The following is an 18,021-nucleotide window of genomic DNA, read 5'->3' on the forward strand; positions in this document are numbered from 1 at the left end:
GGTCAGGCAGCGTCGGAAGACGACTTGCTGCCGGTGCCGTAGCGCTTTTCGATATAGTCCAGAACCATCTGCTTGAACTCGTCGGCAATGCCGGGCCCGCGCAGGGTCATGACCTTCTCGCCGTCGATGAAAACGGGGGCTGAGGGGGTCTCTCCGGTGCCGGGGAGGGAAATGCCGATATCGGCATGTTTGGATTCGCCCGGGCCATTGACGATGCAGCCCATCACGGCGACGTTGAGGCTTTCAACGCCCGGATATTGTTCACGCCACTTGGGCATGGAAACACGGATGTGGTCCTGAATGTCCTGGGCCAGTTCCTGGAAAACCGTGGAAGTGGTGCGGCCACAGCCCGGGCAGGCGGCAACCACCGGCACGAAGGCGCGGAAACCCATCACCTGCAAAAGCTCCTGAGCCACTTGCACCTCGCGGGTGCGGTCGCCGCCCGGTTCCGGTGTCAGCGACACACGGATGGTATCGCCAATGCCCTGCTGCAGAAGGATGCCCATGGAAGCGGCGGAGGAAACGATGCCCTTGGTGCCCATGCCTGCTTCGGTGAGGCCGAGATGCAGAGCATAGTCGCAGCGACGGGCGAGATCGGCATAAACGGCGATCAGGTCCTGCACCTGGCTGACCTTGGCCGAGAGGATGATCTTGTCGCGGCCCATGCCGAGGCCTTCGGCGCGTTCGGCGGACAGAAGCCCGGACTGGATAATCGCTTCGCGCATGACGGCCGCCGCCGAAACCGGATTTGCACTTTCGGCATTCTCGTCCATCAGCTTCGTCAGAAGCTCCTGGTCGAGTGAACCCCAGTTGACGCCAATGCGGACGGCCTTGTCGTGCTTCTGTGCGATGTCGATGATCTGCGAGAATTGCGTGTCGCGCTTGGCCTTGAAACCGACGTTGCCCGGGTTGATGCGGTACTTGTCGAGTGCTGCGGCGCAATCGGGATAGTCGGTCAGCAGCTTGTGGCCGATGTAGTGGAAGTCGCCGACGAGCGGCACCGTAATGCCGATCCGTTCCAGCCGCTCCTTGATCCGTGGCACCTGGGCCGCGGCTTCCGCACGGTCCACTGTGATGCGCACGATTTCAGACCCGGCACGGGCGAGTGCCGCCACCTGCGCGACGGTCGCATCGGCATCTGCCGTGTCGGTGTTGGTCATGGATTGCACCACGATAGGCGCATCACCGCCAACCATCACATTGCCGACCTTCACACCGACGGAGGAGCGGCGGGGCAGGGCTTTCGCGAAATCATCGATCATCACAGGAACCAACGGGTTTTGAGCGTTTGCCCCTCATATGAGGGAACTGGGGCCGACTTTCCAGCGCATGATTAGGGCGTGCGGCAAAAAAGGGCAATGGCAGAGCCGCGGCAAAGGCAGGTCGATCTTGGGGCTCACGGACGTTGCCACATGGTTTTCAGCCCGCTATGAGCTTGCATGAGCCGACCCTAACCGTCGGCCGTCTTGTTGTGGAGGGTGCTGCATGTTGAAACGGATGCTGACGGACTCTGTTTCCATTGTTTTTGGCAATCTGGAAACCGTGTTCAAGGTTTGCGGTGGCTGGTTTCTCCTGCAGTTCGTGCTGTCTCTCTTCATTCTGGCGAATGGCGCGCAGATCGATGAGGCGACCGCGCCTGAAGATATCTCCGGAACGACGGTCCTGCTGCTGCTGACGACCATGGTGATTGCGCTGCTGTCGTCCGCATCCATTTCGGTCGCCTGGCACCGGTTCGGTCTGCTGAACGAGCGGCCGGGACCGCTGCACTTTCGCGTTGGCGCTGTCGAGTTCCGTTTCATCGGGCAAATGCTTTTGTTGTCGCTGGCCGCGGTCGTTGTCGTGCTGCCTGCAGGGCTGGTGATTGGTGTGCTGTCGAGCCTGTTCAACAGCACCGCCATGACGGTGGTTTTGTGGATCGTCGCGTTATTCATTCTCGCCCCGTTCCTGTTCCGCCTGAACCTCAGCCTGCCGGCCGTTGCCGTTGAGCGACCGCTCGGCTTCAGTCAGATGCTTCAGTTCGGAAAAGGCCTCGGCATGCCGATGTTCCTGGCTGCGCTCATCCTGATCCTGCCGTTTGTCGCCGTTGGCGAGGGGCTGCAGTATCTTCTTGGTCTTCTGTCCGGCGGCCTGCCGGCAGCCCTCATCCAGATGAAGATCCTCGTGCTCAACGTGCTGGTGCAGATCATCGTCACGGTGCTGGGAATCTCGATCCTGACGGCAGGTTACCGGATCGCGATGGAACGGCCGGAGGGGGCTGGTGCGCCGGCCTGAATCGCGTATCCTGCGGCCGTTGCAAGCAACCGGAGCAGACCATGTTTTTCACCGTTCTGGAACGTTCGCTGTCGTTGGCGCAGCACAATTTCGGGACGCTTCTGAAAACCGGCTGGGCCTATATCCTGCTTCTGGTCGCCCTGAATTTCGCCATTGGCGGATCGCTGATGCCGGAAAGCGGCTTCAAGACCGTTTCCTACATGACCGAGCCGGTGGCCGCTGCCGACGAAGGCGCGCTCAGGGCGCTGGCAGCCATTGCCAACCTGCTGGTCGGCTTTTCCATCGCCATTGCCTATGTGCGGCGCATCTTGATCGACGCGCGGGATTTTCCGGTCACCTTCGGGGCGCGCAACATACGCGTCATTCTCAACCAGATCGTCCTCAGCCTGATCGGCGCCCTGTCACTGATACCGCTGGTGATTGTTTCCCTGCTGCTGGCCGCGGTCACGGCGGGCATCGGACTGCTGCTCCTGTTTCTGGCACCGTTCGTTGCGCTGATGGTGGTGCAACGCTTTTCCGTCGTGCTGCCGGCATCGGCGGTGGACGATCCGCTGACGCTCAAGGAAAGCTGGCGGGCAACGTCCGGGCTTGGCTGGGCCATGGCCTTTGCGGCGCTGGTGATGAGCCTGCTTGCAGGTTTCCTGGTCGGCATCTGGGCGGTCGTTCTTGGCGTTAGCGATGGATTGATGCCTGCCAGCGTCTTGTGGCAGCAGATCCGCTCTGCGATCTTTCCGATGGGCACCATGCTGATCCTGGTCTGGGCGTTTGCCAGCCTGCACGCGACCTTCTACGGCCTGATCCGCGAACGCTTTGCCGCGCAACTCGGGCTTCGACAGGAAGATCTTTCCAAAGTGGAGGAAACGCGGGATGCCGCCAGGGCCCGTGCACGCAAGGCGCTTGAAGGGGCGCAGCGCATAAACCGGCGTTGATGAAGGCAACATGGATCAAATTTCATCATTCCGATGTTGCAGTGCGGCGATAACTGGTCGAATGTGTGCCTGAAATTTTCTGTTCTGACGCCTTGTTGCCTTTCGTGGAAGGCAGAACGAGGCCAAGCCTTTCAACGATCCGTTTCCGGATGGCCGGACACTCCCGGCCGATGATCCGCCGATCAAGGGAGATCCCAAATGCTTGCCAACAAAACCGCCGTCATCACCGGATCCACTTCGGGCATCGGGCTCGGCTGCGCCCGCGCCTTCGCGGAAAAAGGCGCCAATGTCGTGATCAACGGGTTGGGTGATGCCGATGAGATCGAAAAGACCCGGGCCGCCATCGAGGCGGATTTCGGGGTGCGCTGCACCTATTCGCCGGCGAACATGCTGAAGGGCGACGAGATCGCCGGCATGATCGCCGATGCGGAAAAGGAATTCGGCGGTGTCGATATCCTGGTCAACAATGCCGGCATCCAGTTCGTGTCGCCGGTCGATGAATTCCCGGTCGACAAGTGGGATGCCATCATCGCCATCAACCTGACGTCCGCCTTCCATGCGATCCGCGCCGCGCTGCCCGGCATGAAGTCCAAGGGCTGGGGACGGATCATCAACACGGCTTCCGCCCACGCGCTGGTCGCCTCACCCTACAAGTCCGCCTATGTGGCCGCCAAGCACGGCATTGCCGGTCTCACCAAGACCGTGGCGCTGGAAGTTGCCCAGCAGGGCATCACCGTCAACGCCATCTGCCCGGGCTATGTCTGGACACCGCTGGTGGAAGCGCAGATCCCCGACACAATGAAGGCGCGCAACATGACCGAAGAGCAGGTCAAGAACGACGTCATGCTGGCCGCGCAGCCGACGAAGCAGTTCGTGACCATCGAACAGGTGGCGGGCTATGCGGTGTTCCTGTGCTCCGATACGGCATCATCGATCACCGGTTCGATCCTGCCCATCGATGGCGGCTGGACCGCACACTGATCCATGCTGCTCGCGGTGCGGGCTGATGCCCGCCCGCGACCATCGCCGAACCACCGGAACAAGGGAGCCGTCATGGCCGCGCCTAAGAAGATCAACCTTGCCCTTCAAGGTGGCGGCGCACACGGCGCCTTCACCTGGGGCGTTCTGGACTGGTTCCTGGAAGACAAGCGGCTGAAGATCGACGCCATCAGCGGCACGTCGGCCGGTGCCATGAATGCGGTGGTGCTTGCCGGCGGCATGCAGGACGGCGGCGAAGACGGTGCGAGAGAGCGCCTTGAAGCTTTCTGGTACGAGGTCAGCCGACAGGCCAAATACAGCCCGATCCAGCGTTCGCCGCTGGACGTGTTCCTGGGGGAGTGGAGCCTTGATCATTCCCCCAGCTATCTGTTCTTCGATGTGCTGACGCGGTTTGCGTCGCCTTACGAATTCAATCCGCTCAACGCCAATCCGCTGCGCGATGTTCTGGAAAAAACCGTCGATTTCGACCGTGTTCACCAATGCGAACACATGAAGATCTTCGTTTCGGCAACCAACGTCTTCACCGGCAAGATCCGGGTGTTCAGCGAAAAGGAAGTCACGCTGGATGCGGTGATGGCATCCGCGTGTCTGCCGCAGGTGTTCCAGGCAGTGGAAATCGAGGGCGAGCCATATTGGGATGGCGGCTACATGGGCAATCCGCCGCTCTATCCGCTGTTCTACGACACCGACACGCCGGATGTGATGCTCATCCAGATCAACCCGATCGAACGGCGCAAGGTACCGAAGACCGCGCGGGAGATCGTCAACCGGCTCAACGAGATTACCTTCAATTCCACGCTCCTTCGCGAACTCCGGGCCATCGACTTCGTCACGCGCCTGATCGAGGAAGGCAAGCTGTCGAGCGAGGAATACATGAAGGTCAACATGCACAGGATCTCCGCCGGGGAGCTGAAGCCGCTGCAGGCCTCATCGAAACTCAACGCCGAATGGGCGTTTCTCACCGATCTCAAGGACCTTGGGCGCAAGACCGCGCAGGAATGGCTCGAGCGGCACTATGACGACATCGGCAAGCGCTCGACCATCGACGTCAAGGAAGAGATTTCCTGACGGAAGGACAGCTCAATTTCTTAACCTTTTGTTAGCCGTGTTTGCAGGTGGCGTTGCAATTTGCAATGCAGCAGATGTGAAGAAAGTCTAAACGGAATCAGCATCTTGTGTCAGGCGATTTTAGCTGAACCAGATCTGGTTTGAATGGCTTTGAAAACAAATTGGCAAGGCTTTTGCGTTTTGATTGGCACGCTGATTGTCAGGTAGTGCGTCGTCAGCGCTTAGATGGACGGAAGGAGTGGGCACTCGCGACCCCGCCTGCTTCTTCCCTCCCTCCCTTGCTTCCCGGCGATGATGCCCGCCCTGCGGCAAAGGATCGCCACGATGTGAAGCGGATCTGCCTCATTTTCTCACTTTTTCAATCTTCTGATCGGATACAGTCCTTCAACCGCCACAAGTGCGACCTATCTTTAGGTGGAGATTGGCAAAGGGATTCGCGATGAAAAACAGGGTGACCCGGGTTCTTGCAGGCTGCGTTGGCGCCATGGCCCTGCTGGTGGCAGCCGGTGGAGCACAGGCTGGCAGTGATCAAGAGCGCATGGCCGAGATCAAGGAAAAGGGCGGTTGCCCCGGTTGCGATCTTCGGCTGGCGGAACTTCGTGGTCTGGTTCTTGAAAACGGTGATTTTGGCCGTGCCAATCTGCGGGAAGTCGACCTCAAGGAAGCCCTGTTGAAAGACGCGAATTTCAAGGGCTCCGATTTCCGGCGGACGGAAGCCGAGCGGGCGGATTTCTCCGGCAGCGATTTTTCCGGTGCGAACATGCGCTCCGTCGATCTTGAAAAAGCCAATCTGAACAAATCGAATTTCCAGGATGCGGACCTTCGGGACGCGGACCTGAACACGGTTGAGGCAAATGGAGCCGTTTTCGACGGCGCGGACATGCGCAATGTCCTGTTGACCCGGTCGATTGCGGACGCGGCTTCCTTCAAGGGTGCCAAGATGGATGATGCCAACCTGGAGCGCGTGGACCTGAATGGCGCCAACTTCCAGGATGCCCGCATGCGCCAGGCCAAGCTCGACAGGGTCAAGGCTCATAACGCCAATTTTTCAGGGGCGGATTTCACAGGCGTGCGGCTGGTCAGTTCGGACCTGACGGGCGCAAATCTGAAGGGTGTTGATTTCGATGGTGCTCTTCTGCGCCGTACGCGTCTCGCCGGGGCGGATCTGTCGGGTGCCTATAATCTCGACCCCAGCCGCATCCTCGGTGCTTGCGGCGACGAGAACACCAAGCTGCCGAACGGCATCAAGCTCGTCCCCTGCGCCTACTAAGTGCGTCCGAGCGGTTCTCCGTCCATCCGACTTGCCACTTCGCAAAGTGAGCGTTTCGGCTTTGCCGAAACGCGTGCACGGGTTGCGCAATGATCGTGCCTGCAGGACAGGTCAAGCCGGCTTGAACTGAAGAACTTCCATGCGCTCCCGGGATGTATGTCCCGAACAGGCGGATCAACCGGCGTGTCGGTCGACCAGAAACAAAAAATGCTGCCACACGTGGTGCGGCAGCATCTTGAACATTGCGGAAACGGGTTTCCTAGAACAGGTCGAAGGCGAAACGGTAGGTGACGCCGGCACCGATGCTGAACTGGTTTTCGCTGCCGTTCTTGGCGATCGGGCTGTCCGCCGCGTCGCCAACCAGCCGGTCATAGCCACCTTGCAGGTGCAGGCGGACGTCGTCGTTGAAATCATAGCTGGCGCGGGCCGCCAGGCCGACACTCTTGAAGCCGGCGCTCGGGTTGAACTTCGTCAGGCGGCCACCACTGTTGGCTGCTTCGGTCGAGCTCACGCCGAAATAGGTGTCCATGTATTCGTCAGAAGCAAAGCCCGCACGCGGACCGAAGCTGACTTCCCACTTTTCAGCGGGATAGACGATGCCGTCGAGGCCGAGCTGACCAACCTGGCCCGTGTGCCCGTTGATGCCCTGACGCAGTTCGGCGAAAGCGCGGAAATGCTCGGTGCGGAAACCACCGCCGAGACCGAGTTCAAGCGCCCAGTCGATGGTGTTGGTGCCGGTCAGATCGGTGCTGTCGCTGGCCTTGCGCTCGCCGATGAAGTTGAACGACGGGTAGAAGAACACACCGGACTTGCGGCGGCCGTCGACAACCTGGCCAAGGCCGGGGAAGTAGAAGCGGCCGACCGAAACGATCGGGAAGGGGTAGACCAGATAGGAGTCTGCAGCCTCGTAACGCGGCTGGACAATGGCGCCGACACCGAGGTCAACCACGAACTGGCGGTTCGCATCCTGCTCAGACAGGTCTCCACTCTGCGCCAGAGCGGCTCCAGACACAGCGCTTAGAGCAAGCGCCAGCGCGGCGCGCGTCATCAACTTGAACATTCAACCCCATCCGACAAGGAATTCCGTTGGCAGGAAGATAGCACGAGAAGGGCTTACACAAACCCTAAGCTGAGAGGGTTTTGCCGGACTGTTGCATTTCCGCACCGCCCTGTGGCTGGTGCGAAGCTTAAGCACAATCAAATGTCGGTGACGCTGCCGTCTTGCAGCAGGGCTGTCAGGAAGCTACATGAGGGCAAGACCAGATTTCGAACGGCAACGGACCGGACCATGACCGCACTCTTCAACGTGATACTGCTCGCCCTGGAACTCTACACGTATGTGATCATCGCCAGCGCGATCTTCTCCTGGCTCTATGCCTTCAACATCGTCAATTCGAGCAATCAGATCATCAATTCCATTGGCCGGGTTCTCTACAATCTGACGGAGCCCGCGCTCAGGCCGATCCGGCGGTTCCTGCCCGATCTCGGCGGTGTCGACATTTCTCCGGTGATCCTGCTGCTGGCGATCATCTTTGTCCGCCAGCTGATCATCCTGAACATCCTGCCGATGTTCCGCGGCTACTGACGCCCTCACCATGAAGGGCCCGGCCGATTTGCCGGGCTTCAAACGGTTGCTCCGGCTTCCTCGTCCCAAATGCTTCGGGCATTTGCATCGGGATGGCGGGTCGCAACAGGTTATAAAAAAGCCCGGGGCAATCGCCGGGCCTCTAAGCCTAAGTGTGGTTGCAAGTAAAACGGCTCCAGCGTTTGGCGAAGCAGACATTCGCGCCAGATAGGCTCGCAGGCGCTTTCCGGCCCAACGGGACGTTCGATCAGTCTACTGCGAAGGTCTGCCTGGAGGCCAAACCACTCGATACTGATGTTCCGACGAATGTCTGCTCTACCAAGATTTCCCAATCAGATATCGATGATTGCCGTTGTAATCGCCTGCCATTGGTCCCGCGACACCGCTTGTGGGCTGGCGAGCAGCCAATAGCTTTGGTGATGAGAAAGAGACCCGGGGTCCAAGCGCACCAACGCTCCCGTTGATAAGGCCTCCGCGCACAAAGGCAGCGATGCCAGAAAAACGCCCAACCCCGCCTTGGCCGCGCCAAGTGCCGACAGATGGGTATCAAAGCGCAGGTCGGGCAATGGGGTGGTCGGGATGCCGAACGCGGCTGCCCAGGCGTGCCAGCCGGGTCGCTGACCGGCGCAAGCGATGCGTGGTAACGTTGTCCAATGCTCCGGGCGGGCAACCAGAGAGGGCGCCGCCACCGGGGCGATTTGTTCGGCATAGAGCCGGGCGCGATAAGGGTGCGGCCAGTCGCCTGTCCCATAACGGATGCGAATGACGTCATCCTGCGGGGCGTCATGTGTGCCGACAACCATCGACTGAATCGAGAGTTCGGCTTTTGTCAGGGTTTGCAGATGACCCAGCCTGGGGAGCAACCACAGGTCGATGATGGTCTGGCTGGCGGACAGTGTCAGGTGTCGGTGTCCGGTGCCGAAAACCGCTTCGGTGCTGTCGCGCAGCCCTTCCAGCGCAAGGCGGACGTGGGGCAACCAGGCCTCGCCCTCGACGGTCAGAGAGATGGCCCGCGCCCGACGGTCGAACAGGGGTGTGCCGAGGTGTTTCTCCAACTGTCCGATCCGCTGGCTGACCGCGGCCTGCGTCAGGCCGACATCTTCGGCGGCGGCGGTAAAGCTGCCAAGCCGCGCCGCTGCCTCAAAGGCGCGGATCCATTCGAGCGGAGGAAGACGATCCCTTTTCATAAGTCAAACGATGCCTCAGGCCATAAATTCCTGATTTGAAGTTATCCATTGCGCTTGCGAAACTCCAGCCAAGTCGCAATCAACTCTTGGGAAATCTCATGCTGTCCGTCACACTCGATCCGTCCGGAACCTTTCTGACGCTGGAATCCACCGCTGGCCCGCAGCGGTTTCATGCGATCTGGCTGCGGGACAACGCGCAGGATGCCGAAACACGCGCCCCGGGCAACGGGCAGCGGTTGATCGCCCTGCGCGACATCCCGGCCGACACCCGGATAGCGGCGGCCGAGATCGCCCCGGATGGCGCGCTTCAGGTGCGTTTCATGCCGGAGGACAAGACCGTTCGTTTTGATCCCGCATGGCTTGCAGCGCATGCCTATGACCATGCGGCACCAACCGCGCGCGGCTGGCTGCCTGACGGGATCCAGGCGTGGGATGCAGGGCTGATGGCTGCCGTGCCCTGCGGTGATTTTGCCCAGTTGCAACAAGGCGGAGCCCCTTTGCGCGACTGGCTGGGCCAGATCGTCCGCTTTGGGTTTGCCAAGGTGGTGAACGCGCCGGTCGAACCCGGGGCGCTGTTCCGGATCGTCGATCTTTTCGGCTTTGTGCGCGAGACGAACTATGGCCGCCACTTTGAGGTTCGGACCGAGGTGAACCCGACCAACCTCGCCTTCACCGGTCTTGGGCTTCAGGCGCATACCGACAATCCCTATCGCGACCCGGTGCCGACGATCCAGGTTCTCTACTGCCTCGAGAGCTCTGCTGCGGGGGGCGAGAACATGGTGGTCGACGGGTTCGCTGCGGCCTTGCGCCTGCGCGAGGAAAACCCCGAGGAGTTCGACCTGCTGGCCGATCATTGCGCACGGTTCGAATATGCCGGCGAGGCGGGCGTTTGCCTGACCTCGCGTCGGCCGATGATCGAACTGGCACCTGACGGCGAGCTGACCGGCATCCGTTTCAACAACCGCTCATGCGCGGCCATCACGGAGGTACCCTTCGACAAGATGGAGGCCTATTACGCCGCCTATCGCCGTCTGGGCGAGATCATCGACGACACGGCCATGGAGCTGACGTTCCGGTTGGAGCCGGGCGAAGCCTTTGTCGTCGACAACACCCGCGTGCTGCACGCGCGCAAAGGCTATTCCGGTGAAGGGACGCGCTGGCTGCAAGGCTGCTACGCCGACAAGGACGGGCTGCGGTCCGCTCATGACGCGATGTGCCGTGAAGGTGTGCTGGAGGCCGCGGAATGAGGCCAGATATCGACACTTTGACGGCCGAGACAATTGTCGCCTTCATCGGCTCCATCTTCGATCGGCGCGGCGGTGAGGAATACCTGGGCGAGCCCGTGACAATGGGCGAACACATGCTGCAAGGCGCCACGATCGCCGAACGTAACGGTCAGCCCGAAGAAATCATCGTCGGCGCGCTGCTGCACGACATCGGCCATTTCACCAGCGAGTTCGGCACCTTCACCATGGACGATACCGAGGACCGGCACCACGAAGACGCAGGCGCCGAGGTGCTCGAGCGGTTCTTTCCGTCCGTCGTGACCGATTGCTGCCGCTACCACGTCGCGGCAAAGCGTTACCTCTGCGCGACGCGCCCCGAGTATTTCAAGCGCTTGTCCGAGGCCTCGATCCATTCGCTGAATCTGCAGGGCGGCCCGATGTCGCGCGAGGAAGTGGCCGAGTTCGAGAAGAACCCGAACCTCAAGCAGATCATCGCCGTTCGATATCTCGACGAGGCTGGGAAGGTCGCGGGGATGGAAACACCCGACTTCTGGCATTTCGCACCCATGGTGCAGCGGCTGGTCGACATACGTTGCGGGCGCGGTGCATGACCCGCGTTCTACTTGTCATCATGGACGGTGCTGGCTACGACGCGGCCCTTTCCGAATGCGGCTGGCTCGAAGGGGCTGTCGCGCTTGGGCAGGCACGCCGGTGGAAGATGCGCACAGCGCTGCCCAGTCTTTCGGGGCCAATGTACGAAACCATTCACACCGGCCTCTGGCCGCATCAGCATGGTATCGTCTCTAATGACGGGATGCGCGCATCCTCCTCACCCAACGTTTTTTCTCTGACCCGCGCGGCCGGCAAGCGCACGGGCGCGGTGGCGCAAGCCTACTTTCACCATCTCTACGTCGGACAACCGTGGGATCCTTTGCGCTCCATCGAGCATCTGGATAAGAATGCGGATATCCAAGCCGCCCGGTTTTATTCGATGGAGGGCTACGGCCCGATGAACGCCTGTGCCCCCGCCGAAATCGATCTTTGCGCACAGGCGACGCTGATGATGGAATGGCATGCTCCCGACTACATGCTGCTGCATTCCTGCTCCGCCGACACGCTGGGACATACGTTTGGCGGTGACAGCAAAGAATATCGCCGCCAGATTTGGCAAATCGACAATGCGCTGTCGCGATCGATCCCAGTGTGGCGCGATCTTGGCTACGATGTCATCGTCACCGCAGACCACGGCATGACATCAGACCACTGGCACGGTGGAACGGCACTGGCCGCAACCGAAGTTCCGTTCTATTTGTTTTCTGACGCTGAAGGCCCTGAACAGGGAGAGGAGCTGTCCCAACTGGGCATCGCTGCCTCGGTTCTGGCGCTTATCGGTATCACGCCAGGGGAGGGCATGGGCAATGCTTTTCTCATGCCACTACCACATACCAAGTGACTTCCCAAACTTGTCCCGATCAAATTTTTTTCGCATCCGTTCCAATAAGACGAGCCGCGGTCGTCGCAGATTGCCTGGGCTTTTTGGCAAACGCGGCGAACATCCGCTGCTAGTAATTGCTGCTTTTCAGCGCGACCAAAAAAGGACTGACAGCGGACACTGAGGCAACGTAGTCGAAAGGCAACAAAGTCCGCTCAGTTGCCATTCAAGGGCTTCGGAGTGGATTTATTAGTCCACGGCTCCCTGTTATGCTGAAACCACTCCGTACGGCAATTGGAGGATCAAGATCGGCGGTGCAGTCTGCGCGGTACTGCAGACCGATACAAATCGACTGCAGCGATGACGGTTATGGCATTCACCGCAGTTCCCTTGACCGCAGGATGCTCTAGCTTTTCGGCTTGGGGTATCGCTTGACACCCTTCGGGAACCCCGCGTTCACGCCGGGAATTTTCAGCGTGCTGGTGTCCCACCCGTTGGCTTTCAGCGCGCCCGGCAGCCAGAACCCAACCGAGTTGGACAGCAGCTGGTCACCGTTGATCAGCGAATACTTGAGCCGCATCATGAAGGCATCGATGTCATCCGCCGAGGTCAACGGGTAATCTCCGGGGATTTGCTTCGATAACACCGTTTCAATGTCGTCGACGTTGTAGAACGCATTCCGCGCGATCTGGGTGCGATTGTAGACACCCAGCCAAGCGGTCTGCGAATAAAAGCCATAAGTCGCAGCATTGAGATCACTGGTAAACACTTCAAGCGGGCACTGTGTGATCACCGAAACCTTCGTGCAGGGGGCCACCGCATAGGGCATGATCAGGATGTTCTCTGACCCGATCTTGCCGTCGCTCAAGACAGGCAGGGCCGCCGCAAGCTGGTTGGTCGACAAGGTCAGCCCCGCCCCATAATTGGTGCCGATGGGCATGTGCACCACAACACGGGCGTCAGCCCAGTTGATTGTGTCGGTGTTGTTGGCGATCATCATTTGCAACTCCTGGACACTGTTGAGTGCCGCCAGCATGAAGGTGCCGATCATCACGTTGTTGAACGGCACTTCATAGCGCTTGTCACCGCCATTGTAGAAATCTTCCGCGACCGACTTGGCGTCAAAATTCTTCACCTTCCCGGCACGGACACGTTGGACATAATCCAGCGCCATCCACATCCCATAGGTCATCATGGCGTTGATCTCGTCCGGGCGTTCCTTCCAGGAGGGCGCCTCCAGCTTGCTGATCCAGTCAGGGTTAAGCTTCAGCTGCGATGCAGCATGGGCGATGCGGGACTCCAGGTCCGACAACAACTTTTCAAAGAGCGGAGAGTTGTCGGCCTTCAGCGCCGCAAGATAGGCCAGGGCGGGGCCAATGTGCGACAGCGCCGTCGCCTGCACGAAACCTGTGGCCGGGTCGTTGCGGGTGAGCACATGGTCCAGCAGCTTGCCAGCGGAGGCCTGTTTGCCGTCATAAACAAATACACCGTAGCCATTCACGATGACCAAGGGACCATCGGAGGCAATAGGGCCTGCCCCGCCGTTCTTGGCCACCACCTGCGCCAATGCCCAGCCGATGCTGGGGCTGTCTGCACTGCCTTGGCTGCGAGGGAAGATGTTGAAAAGGCAGGTGAACGTGGAATCCACGCTTGGCGGAGCGGCACAAGGATCGGTGCTTTGCGCCCTGAGCGGCAGGGCCAGGCCAAGGATTAAAACGAGAGCGAGCACGGGAACCGAATACAGACGCATATCAAAACCCCTTTGGCTGACTATGCGCGTAATCATACACACTCAAGATTGAGTTGGCATGGGAAGACCACACAAAGTTGTCTCCGGAGTATGGTAAACCCAGTCGTTCCCTTATGTTGACTTCACATCAGGCTTGCTTGCGTTCTGACCCCAGGTCCGCTTTGTCCAGCTCTGCTGCCGTTCGTTCATGTCGCGACGAAAGTCCGGTTCCCGTGCAACGAACGGCGGTTTTCAGGACAAGGCCGGGCGCTGGTGAATGACCAATTTGCTGGCGCGAAGCGGGCGATTTGCGTTCCTGCCAGCGCAGGGCCGGACAAGTCGCAGTTTCTTGCTTGTTTCAGATTTTCAAAGCATGTCCGAACCCTGAAAGCCCTGCTGGACCAAGGGGTTCGGCTTAAGCTTTTCGTCTAAGCCCACTTTTGGGTTAGGGGCCGGAGTCAGTCGCCCGGGCTTTATTGCTGGCCGGTGGCTTCAGCCTTCCAGCTTGCGCGCCTCATCGGGCAGCATGATCGGGATGCCGTTGCGGATCGGGTAGGCAAGCTTGGCGGTGCGCGAAATCAGCTCCTTGGCGTCCGCGTCATATTCCAGCGTGGTCTTGGTCACGGGGCAGACCAGCAGTTCCAGCAGCTTGCGGTCAACCGGGCGTTCGGTCGGTTCTGTCATCTGGGAGTGTCTTTCAGGTTGGAGCGCCATGTTCGGAGCACTCACTGCAAGGTGGTGCCGCCGTCATTCTGCGAGCGGGCTATGTCCATCTCGGTGATGGCAATCAGGGTTTCGGCACGGGTCTTCAGGTCGCGGGCTTCCAGAAGGGCCTGCTTTTCCTGCGGGCCGTAGGGGCACATCATGCACAGGGCGTTGACCAGCACCTCGGTTTCGGCTTCCGACACGCTTTGCCAGTCGGCTTCCAGGTTGTTGGCGTCCAGATAGTCGCGCAAGGTTCTCAGAAGGCTCGTCCGGTCGACTTCCTCCTCGCCCTGGCCGCACTTGAGGTCATGTGCAAAGGCGGAGAAATCGCACTCGATCTGGCGGAACCTGCTGTAGTCCTCAAGCTCGCGCCCAACGGCAAACCTGGTGATGCCCTGCAGCGTGATCAGGTATCGCCCGTCGCCGGTTTCCTGAAAGCTGGTGAGCCTTCCGACGCAGCCGACGCTGGCAAGAGCCGGATTGTCCGGATCGTCCGAATGACGGTCGGGTGAAGGCTGCACCATGCCGATCAGGCGGTTGCCGGCCAATGCGGCATCCACCATGTCGATATAGCGCTGCTCGAAGATGTTCAGCGGCAGCTGTGTGCGGGGCAACAGCAACGCACCGGCAAGCGGAAACACGGGCAGGACCGGCGGCAGATCCGCGATGGTCTCGTAAATGGCATTTCCCGCCTGCATTCCAATGCCTTCTTTGTTTTCGTTATCGCAGCATGACTGCCAGCTTCGTGCTGTTTCCTAAATGTGTGTCAGTTGCGGCGGTCGTCAAGAAAACAGCACGGAGGAAAGCTTGCGACGGCCGTAGGCGCTGGCCGGATCCTTGAAGCCCCAGGCTTCGAAGAATTGCAGCAGCTGCTTGCGCGCGCCGTCCTCGTTCCACTCGCGGTCGCGGCGAACGATCTCGATCAGTTCGTCGACTGCGCCTTCCTTGTTGCCCTTGCCGTTGAGGCCAAGAGCCAGGTCGAAGCGGGCCTGCAGATCAAGCGGATCCTTGGCAATGCGATCCTGAAGCTCGGCAAGGTCGCCGAGGGATGCTGCCTGTTCGGCCAGCTCCACCGCGGCCTTGGCGGCGACATAGGCTTCGTCGGAGTGTTTTTCTTCCGGAACCAGTTCCAATGCCTGCTTGGCCCGCTCCAGATCGTCAGCACCGATATAACACTGTGCCAGGCCGGCAATCGCGGTCACGTTGTCCGGTTCCATCTGCATCACGGCGCCGAAAAGCTGGGCAGCCTGACCATAATCCTTGGCCAGCAGTAGCTCTGCGCCCTGCTCCAGGAAGGTGTCGGTCTGGCTGACCGGTGCAGGGCCGGCAACGCGCTCGATAAATGCCTGGATCTGGCTTTCAGGCTGTGCGCCCATGAAACCGTCCACCGGCTGGCCATCCTTGAAGGCCACCACGGCCGGGATCGACTGGATACCCATCTGGCCGGCAATTTCCGGATGGTCGTCAATGTTCATCTTGGCCAGCTTTACGCGGCCGCCAGCGGCTTTCACCGCAGCTTCGATGATCGGTGTGAGCTGCTTGCACGGACCGCACCAGGGTGCCCAGAAATCAACCAGAACCGGTTGCTGGCGGGAAGCTTCCATGACATCGGCCATGAAGGTCTGCGTCGTGACGTCAAAAATGAGGTCGCCTGCAGGGGCGTCGCCACCACCGTTGCCGCCGCCCATGCCGCCACCGCCCATTTGGCCGCCATAACCGCCACCCATGCTGGCGCCAAAGCCGCCGCCGACCTGGCCGCCGATGCTGTAATTGCCGTTGCTCATGTGCCGCCTCGAATTTTCCTGCCGGTGCCTGGGGCCTGCCGGCTCAAAGTGAATGCCGTTGAAGGGTTGATTTGGCCCATAACATGGAGCCACTGCGCGCGAAATACAAACGCCTTCGCCTGCCGAAAGTAGGTGACCGTTACAGGCCGGCTGCCTTGGCCTCTTCGCTGACCGCCAGAACCTGCGCCGTGTGGCCGCAAGCAGAGGCGAATTTCAGAAGGTCGGCTGCGGAGATCGCCGTCGTCGCGTTGTTCTTCAACGGGTGATAATTCAGCACTTCATGTTGCATCATGGCTGCGTCGAACACGGGCGTGACCCTTTGGGCTTCGCGGTCGTTGATCAGCGAGAAGGGGGTCACCGAACCCGGTTCCACGCCCAGCACCTCCATCAGAAGATCGGCATTGCCGAAAGATACGCGCCCTTGAGCGCCGATGATCTGGTGCACTTTCTTCAGGTCGATTTCCGCGTCGTGCAGGGCAACGATCAGAAACAGCCGTCCCTTCTTGTCCTTCACGAACAGGTTCTTGGTGTGGCCACCGGGAATGCGGTCATGCAGGTCGCCGGACTCGGCAACTGTAAAGACGGGCTCGTGATCCACCGTCGTGACAGGGATCCCGAGTTCCTCGAAATAGGCCAGTAGGTCGTCGCGTGTTGCCGGCATGGGTTTTCCTGAGAATTTTGAGAGCTTTTGCGCTGTCTAACGCGATTTGGCTGCCGGCCACAAGAGGTGAAGGGTAGAAAAAGCGGCAGAAATCTGCGATTTTCCGGCTTTGATTTCACAGGAAATCCACAAATCGACGGCTAAAAAAATTTCTTCAATTTCGGTGTTGCAATCCGTCTCAGCATAGTTCATATACTGCGCCACCGACGCCGAGGCGGTCACCGCCACGGACCAGGGACGCTATGCGGGCGTAGCTCAGGGGTAGAGCACAACCTTGCCAAGGTTGGGGTCGTGGGTTCGAATCCCATCGCCCGCTCCAATTCGACCGAAAGGTCCAGGAAACCAGCAATCGAAAGAATGCTGGTTTTTTTGTTTCTTGATCCTAAATGAATTTCCGTGCAGCCGTCAGATCATCGGACCTGCGACCCGGATCCGCTAAAAATCGAACGAAAAGCTCAATCGGAACTAAATCATATTCTACCTAGTATGTTGATGTTGTCGAAAACAAATTCGATGTGACATGAGCAAGATCTTGCGCAACATGCGAGTGGCCGACCGCAACACGGCAGACGAAAAAGCTTTGCGGCTTAAAAATCGGTTCCGTGAAGTGTCGTCCAAAAGCTTTCGGGGTCGTTCTTCGGAGGCTTTCAGAGCCTGGACCCCCTTGTTGGCAATGGCATTTGTTCTGGCGTTTCTTTCGCTCACATATTGGGCTCTGCCATTCTTCAGTCCCTGGTCCCGAAGCGTTACCTTGCTGCATCTTGCATCTGCTCCGAATTGCGTTGCAGCACGTTCAGTTGGCTTGGCACCGGCAAATCGTGGCGAACCTGGGTATTGGCCGAAACACGATGCTGACAATGACGGGATCGCTTGTGAACCATGGCCGCGTTAGATGTCGAGGCAGTTCAAGGTTTTTTGGGGCTTGCTGTCATAGTCAAATTCAGTCCCTGTCGCGGCAAAAGTCCATGTTTTTCGGCAGTATTTCAAGGTTCGTCTAAACATTGATACAAACCCGGCTCCCAACCTGAACGATGTTGCAGGGGCCAGGGAGTAATGTCAGCGAGCATTATGCGGAGAAGCCGGATACCGGTTGTCTCCGTCTTTTGCTTTGCCTCAAGTACCCAACTTGGCTGCAGTGGAACCATTCGGTTCCGCTGCAGTTCCAGTGCCTGCCA

The 18,021-nt window shown here is 59.6% G+C and carries 18 protein-coding genes and 1 tRNA gene; 11 read left to right on the forward strand and 8 right to left on the reverse strand.

Annotation, left to right across the window (positions count from 1 at the left end; all coding sequences use genetic code 11):
- Positions 1–2: 2 nt before the first annotated feature.
- The gene (ispG, locus tag ACYQ6M_RS25015) at positions 3–1,262 is read right to left on the reverse strand and encodes a flavodoxin-dependent (E)-4-hydroxy-3-methylbut-2-enyl-diphosphate synthase (protein ID WP_075284112.1); all 1,260 of its coding nucleotides are present in this window, start codon (positions 1,260–1,262) and stop codon (positions 3–5) included.
- Positions 1,263–1,485: 223 nt separating this feature from the next.
- On the opposite strand from ispG, the gene ACYQ6M_RS25020 reads away from it, so the two are divergent.
- From ACYQ6M_RS25020 to ACYQ6M_RS25040, 5 genes are all read left to right on the forward strand, one after another.
- Positions 1,486–2,271: a hypothetical protein gene (locus ACYQ6M_RS25020; protein ID WP_460076236.1), complete on the forward strand. Its 786-nt coding sequence runs from the start codon at positions 1,486–1,488 to the stop codon at positions 2,269–2,271.
- Between the two features lie 41 nt (positions 2,272–2,312).
- A complete protein-coding gene (locus tag ACYQ6M_RS25025; RefSeq protein ID WP_460076238.1) occupies positions 2,313–3,200 on the forward strand; it encodes a 4-hydroxy-3-methylbut-2-en-1-yl diphosphate synthase in 888 nt (295 codons plus the stop codon).
- 198 nt (positions 3,201–3,398) lie between these two features.
- Positions 3,399–4,181 carry a 3-hydroxybutyrate dehydrogenase gene (locus ACYQ6M_RS25030; RefSeq protein WP_023002766.1) on the forward strand — a complete coding sequence of 261 codons (783 nt, stop codon included), beginning with the start codon at positions 3,399–3,401 and terminating at the stop codon, positions 4,179–4,181.
- Between the two features lie 72 nt (positions 4,182–4,253).
- Complete coding sequence (locus tag ACYQ6M_RS25035) at positions 4,254–5,267, forward strand: patatin-like phospholipase family protein (RefSeq protein ID WP_031270129.1); 1,014 nt, start codon at positions 4,254–4,256, stop codon at positions 5,265–5,267.
- Positions 5,268–5,706: 439 nt separating this feature from the next.
- Positions 5,707–6,537: a pentapeptide repeat-containing protein gene (locus tag ACYQ6M_RS25040; protein ID WP_023002768.1), complete on the forward strand. Its 831-nt coding sequence runs from the start codon at positions 5,707–5,709 to the stop codon at positions 6,535–6,537.
- Between the two features lie 259 nt (positions 6,538–6,796).
- On the opposite strand, the gene ACYQ6M_RS25045 is transcribed toward ACYQ6M_RS25040, so the two are convergent.
- Complete coding sequence (locus ACYQ6M_RS25045) at positions 6,797–7,597, reverse strand: MipA/OmpV family protein (protein ID WP_023002769.1); 801 nt, start codon at positions 7,595–7,597, stop codon at positions 6,797–6,799.
- A gap of 228 nt (positions 7,598–7,825) precedes the next feature.
- On the opposite strand from ACYQ6M_RS25045, the gene ACYQ6M_RS25050 reads away from it, so the two are divergent.
- Positions 7,826–8,122, forward strand: a complete 297-nt coding sequence (locus tag ACYQ6M_RS25050) for a YggT family protein (protein WP_023002770.1) — start codon at positions 7,826–7,828, stop codon at positions 8,120–8,122.
- 332 nt (positions 8,123–8,454) lie between these two features.
- Here the strand turns inward: ACYQ6M_RS25050 and ACYQ6M_RS25055 are convergent, their stop codons facing one another.
- Entirely contained in the window at positions 8,455–9,309 is an 855-nt protein-coding gene (locus ACYQ6M_RS25055; RefSeq protein WP_055659865.1) for a LysR family transcriptional regulator, read from the reverse strand.
- A gap of 98 nt (positions 9,310–9,407) precedes the next feature.
- On the opposite strand from ACYQ6M_RS25055, the gene tmpA reads away from it, so the two are divergent.
- From tmpA to ACYQ6M_RS25070, 3 genes are read left to right on the forward strand one after another with little or no spacing between them, the layout of a single operon-like run.
- Positions 9,408–10,556: a 2-trimethylaminoethylphosphonate dioxygenase gene (gene tmpA, locus ACYQ6M_RS25060; RefSeq protein WP_023000310.1), complete on the forward strand. Its 1,149-nt coding sequence runs from the start codon at positions 9,408–9,410 to the stop codon at positions 10,554–10,556.
- A complete protein-coding gene (gene tmpB / locus ACYQ6M_RS25065; protein ID WP_055659863.1) occupies positions 10,553–11,146 on the forward strand; it encodes a (R)-1-hydroxy-2-trimethylaminoethylphosphonate oxygenase in 594 nt (197 codons plus the stop codon). Before tmpA ends, tmpB begins: the two co-directional genes overlap by 4 nt.
- Entirely contained in the window at positions 11,143–11,988 is an 846-nt protein-coding gene (locus tag ACYQ6M_RS25070; protein WP_055659861.1) for an alkaline phosphatase family protein, read from the forward strand. The genes tmpB and ACYQ6M_RS25070 overlap by 4 nt, the downstream gene beginning before the upstream one ends.
- A 385-nt stretch (positions 11,989–12,373) precedes the next feature.
- On the opposite strand, the gene ACYQ6M_RS25075 is transcribed toward ACYQ6M_RS25070, so the two are convergent.
- The 5 genes from ACYQ6M_RS25075 to ACYQ6M_RS25095 form a co-directional block, all read right to left on the reverse strand.
- Positions 12,374–13,753: a DUF5624 domain-containing protein gene (locus tag ACYQ6M_RS25075; RefSeq protein WP_460076242.1), complete on the reverse strand. Its 1,380-nt coding sequence runs from the start codon at positions 13,751–13,753 to the stop codon at positions 12,374–12,376.
- 435 nt (positions 13,754–14,188) lie between these two features.
- Entirely contained in the window at positions 14,189–14,380 is a 192-nt protein-coding gene (locus ACYQ6M_RS25080) for a Trm112 family protein (RefSeq protein WP_031270137.1), read from the reverse strand.
- A 41-nt stretch (positions 14,381–14,421) separates the two neighbouring features.
- A complete protein-coding gene (locus tag ACYQ6M_RS25085; RefSeq protein ID WP_023002780.1) occupies positions 14,422–15,099 on the reverse strand; it encodes an LON peptidase substrate-binding domain-containing protein in 678 nt (225 codons plus the stop codon).
- A gap of 84 nt (positions 15,100–15,183) precedes the next feature.
- Positions 15,184–16,185, reverse strand: coding sequence for a thioredoxin (trxA, locus tag ACYQ6M_RS25090; protein ID WP_205838627.1), 1,002 nt, complete (start codon positions 16,183–16,185; stop codon positions 15,184–15,186).
- Between the two features lie 139 nt (positions 16,186–16,324).
- Positions 16,325–16,846 (reverse strand): prolyl-tRNA synthetase associated domain-containing protein, encoded by a 522-nt coding sequence (locus ACYQ6M_RS25095; RefSeq protein ID WP_023002782.1) that lies wholly within the window; start codon positions 16,844–16,846, stop codon positions 16,325–16,327.
- Positions 16,847–17,090: 244 nt separating this feature from the next.
- Between ACYQ6M_RS25095 and ACYQ6M_RS25100 the strand changes: the two genes are divergently transcribed.
- Positions 17,091–17,165 (forward strand) — tRNA-Gly (locus ACYQ6M_RS25100).
- 354 nt (positions 17,166–17,519) lie between these two features.
- Positions 17,520–17,738, forward strand: a complete 219-nt coding sequence (locus tag ACYQ6M_RS25105) for an excalibur calcium-binding domain-containing protein (RefSeq protein ID WP_209171105.1) — start codon at positions 17,520–17,522, stop codon at positions 17,736–17,738.
- Positions 17,739–18,021 lie beyond the last annotated feature (283 nt).

This window comes from Roseibium sp. ROS1 (assembly GCF_054658215.1).

Coding starts and splice junctions, on each gene's coding strand:
- ACYQ6M_RS25105 (WP_209171105.1), top strand. CDS start 17,520: ATGGCATTTGTTCTGGCGTTTCTTTCGCTCACATATTGGGCTCTGCCA.
- ACYQ6M_RS25050 (WP_023002770.1), top strand. CDS start 7,826: ATGACCGCACTCTTCAACGTGATACTGCTCGCCCTGGAACTCTACACG.
- ACYQ6M_RS25040 (WP_023002768.1), top strand. CDS start 5,707: ATGAAAAACAGGGTGACCCGGGTTCTTGCAGGCTGCGTTGGCGCCATG.
- tmpB (WP_055659863.1), top strand. CDS start 10,553: ATGAGGCCAGATATCGACACTTTGACGGCCGAGACAATTGTCGCCTTC.
- ACYQ6M_RS25085 (WP_023002780.1), bottom strand. CDS start 15,099: ATGCAGGCGGGAAATGCCATTTACGAGACCATCGCGGATCTGCCGCCG.
- tmpA (WP_023000310.1), top strand. CDS start 9,408: ATGCTGTCCGTCACACTCGATCCGTCCGGAACCTTTCTGACGCTGGAA.
- ACYQ6M_RS25025 (WP_460076238.1), top strand. CDS start 2,313: ATGTTTTTCACCGTTCTGGAACGTTCGCTGTCGTTGGCGCAGCACAAT.
- ACYQ6M_RS25045 (WP_023002769.1), bottom strand. CDS start 7,597: ATGTTCAAGTTGATGACGCGCGCCGCGCTGGCGCTTGCTCTAAGCGCT.
- ACYQ6M_RS25080 (WP_031270137.1), bottom strand. CDS start 14,380: ATGACAGAACCGACCGAACGCCCGGTTGACCGCAAGCTGCTGGAACTG.
- ACYQ6M_RS25070 (WP_055659861.1), top strand. CDS start 11,143: ATGACCCGCGTTCTACTTGTCATCATGGACGGTGCTGGCTACGACGCG.
- ACYQ6M_RS25035 (WP_031270129.1), top strand. CDS start 4,254: ATGGCCGCGCCTAAGAAGATCAACCTTGCCCTTCAAGGTGGCGGCGCA.
- ACYQ6M_RS25055 (WP_055659865.1), bottom strand. CDS start 9,309: ATGAAAAGGGATCGTCTTCCTCCGCTCGAATGGATCCGCGCCTTTGAG.
- ACYQ6M_RS25095 (WP_023002782.1), bottom strand. CDS start 16,846: ATGCCGGCAACACGCGACGACCTACTGGCCTATTTCGAGGAACTCGGG.
- ACYQ6M_RS25020 (WP_460076236.1), top strand. CDS start 1,486: ATGTTGAAACGGATGCTGACGGACTCTGTTTCCATTGTTTTTGGCAAT.
- ACYQ6M_RS25075 (WP_460076242.1), bottom strand. CDS start 13,753: ATGATTACGCGCATAGTCAGCCAAAGGGGTTTTGATATGCGTCTGTAT.
- ACYQ6M_RS25030 (WP_023002766.1), top strand. CDS start 3,399: ATGCTTGCCAACAAAACCGCCGTCATCACCGGATCCACTTCGGGCATC.
- ispG (WP_075284112.1), bottom strand. CDS start 1,262: ATGATCGATGATTTCGCGAAAGCCCTGCCCCGCCGCTCCTCCGTCGGT.
- trxA (WP_205838627.1), bottom strand. CDS start 16,185: ATGAGCAACGGCAATTACAGCATCGGCGGCCAGGTCGGCGGCGGCTTT.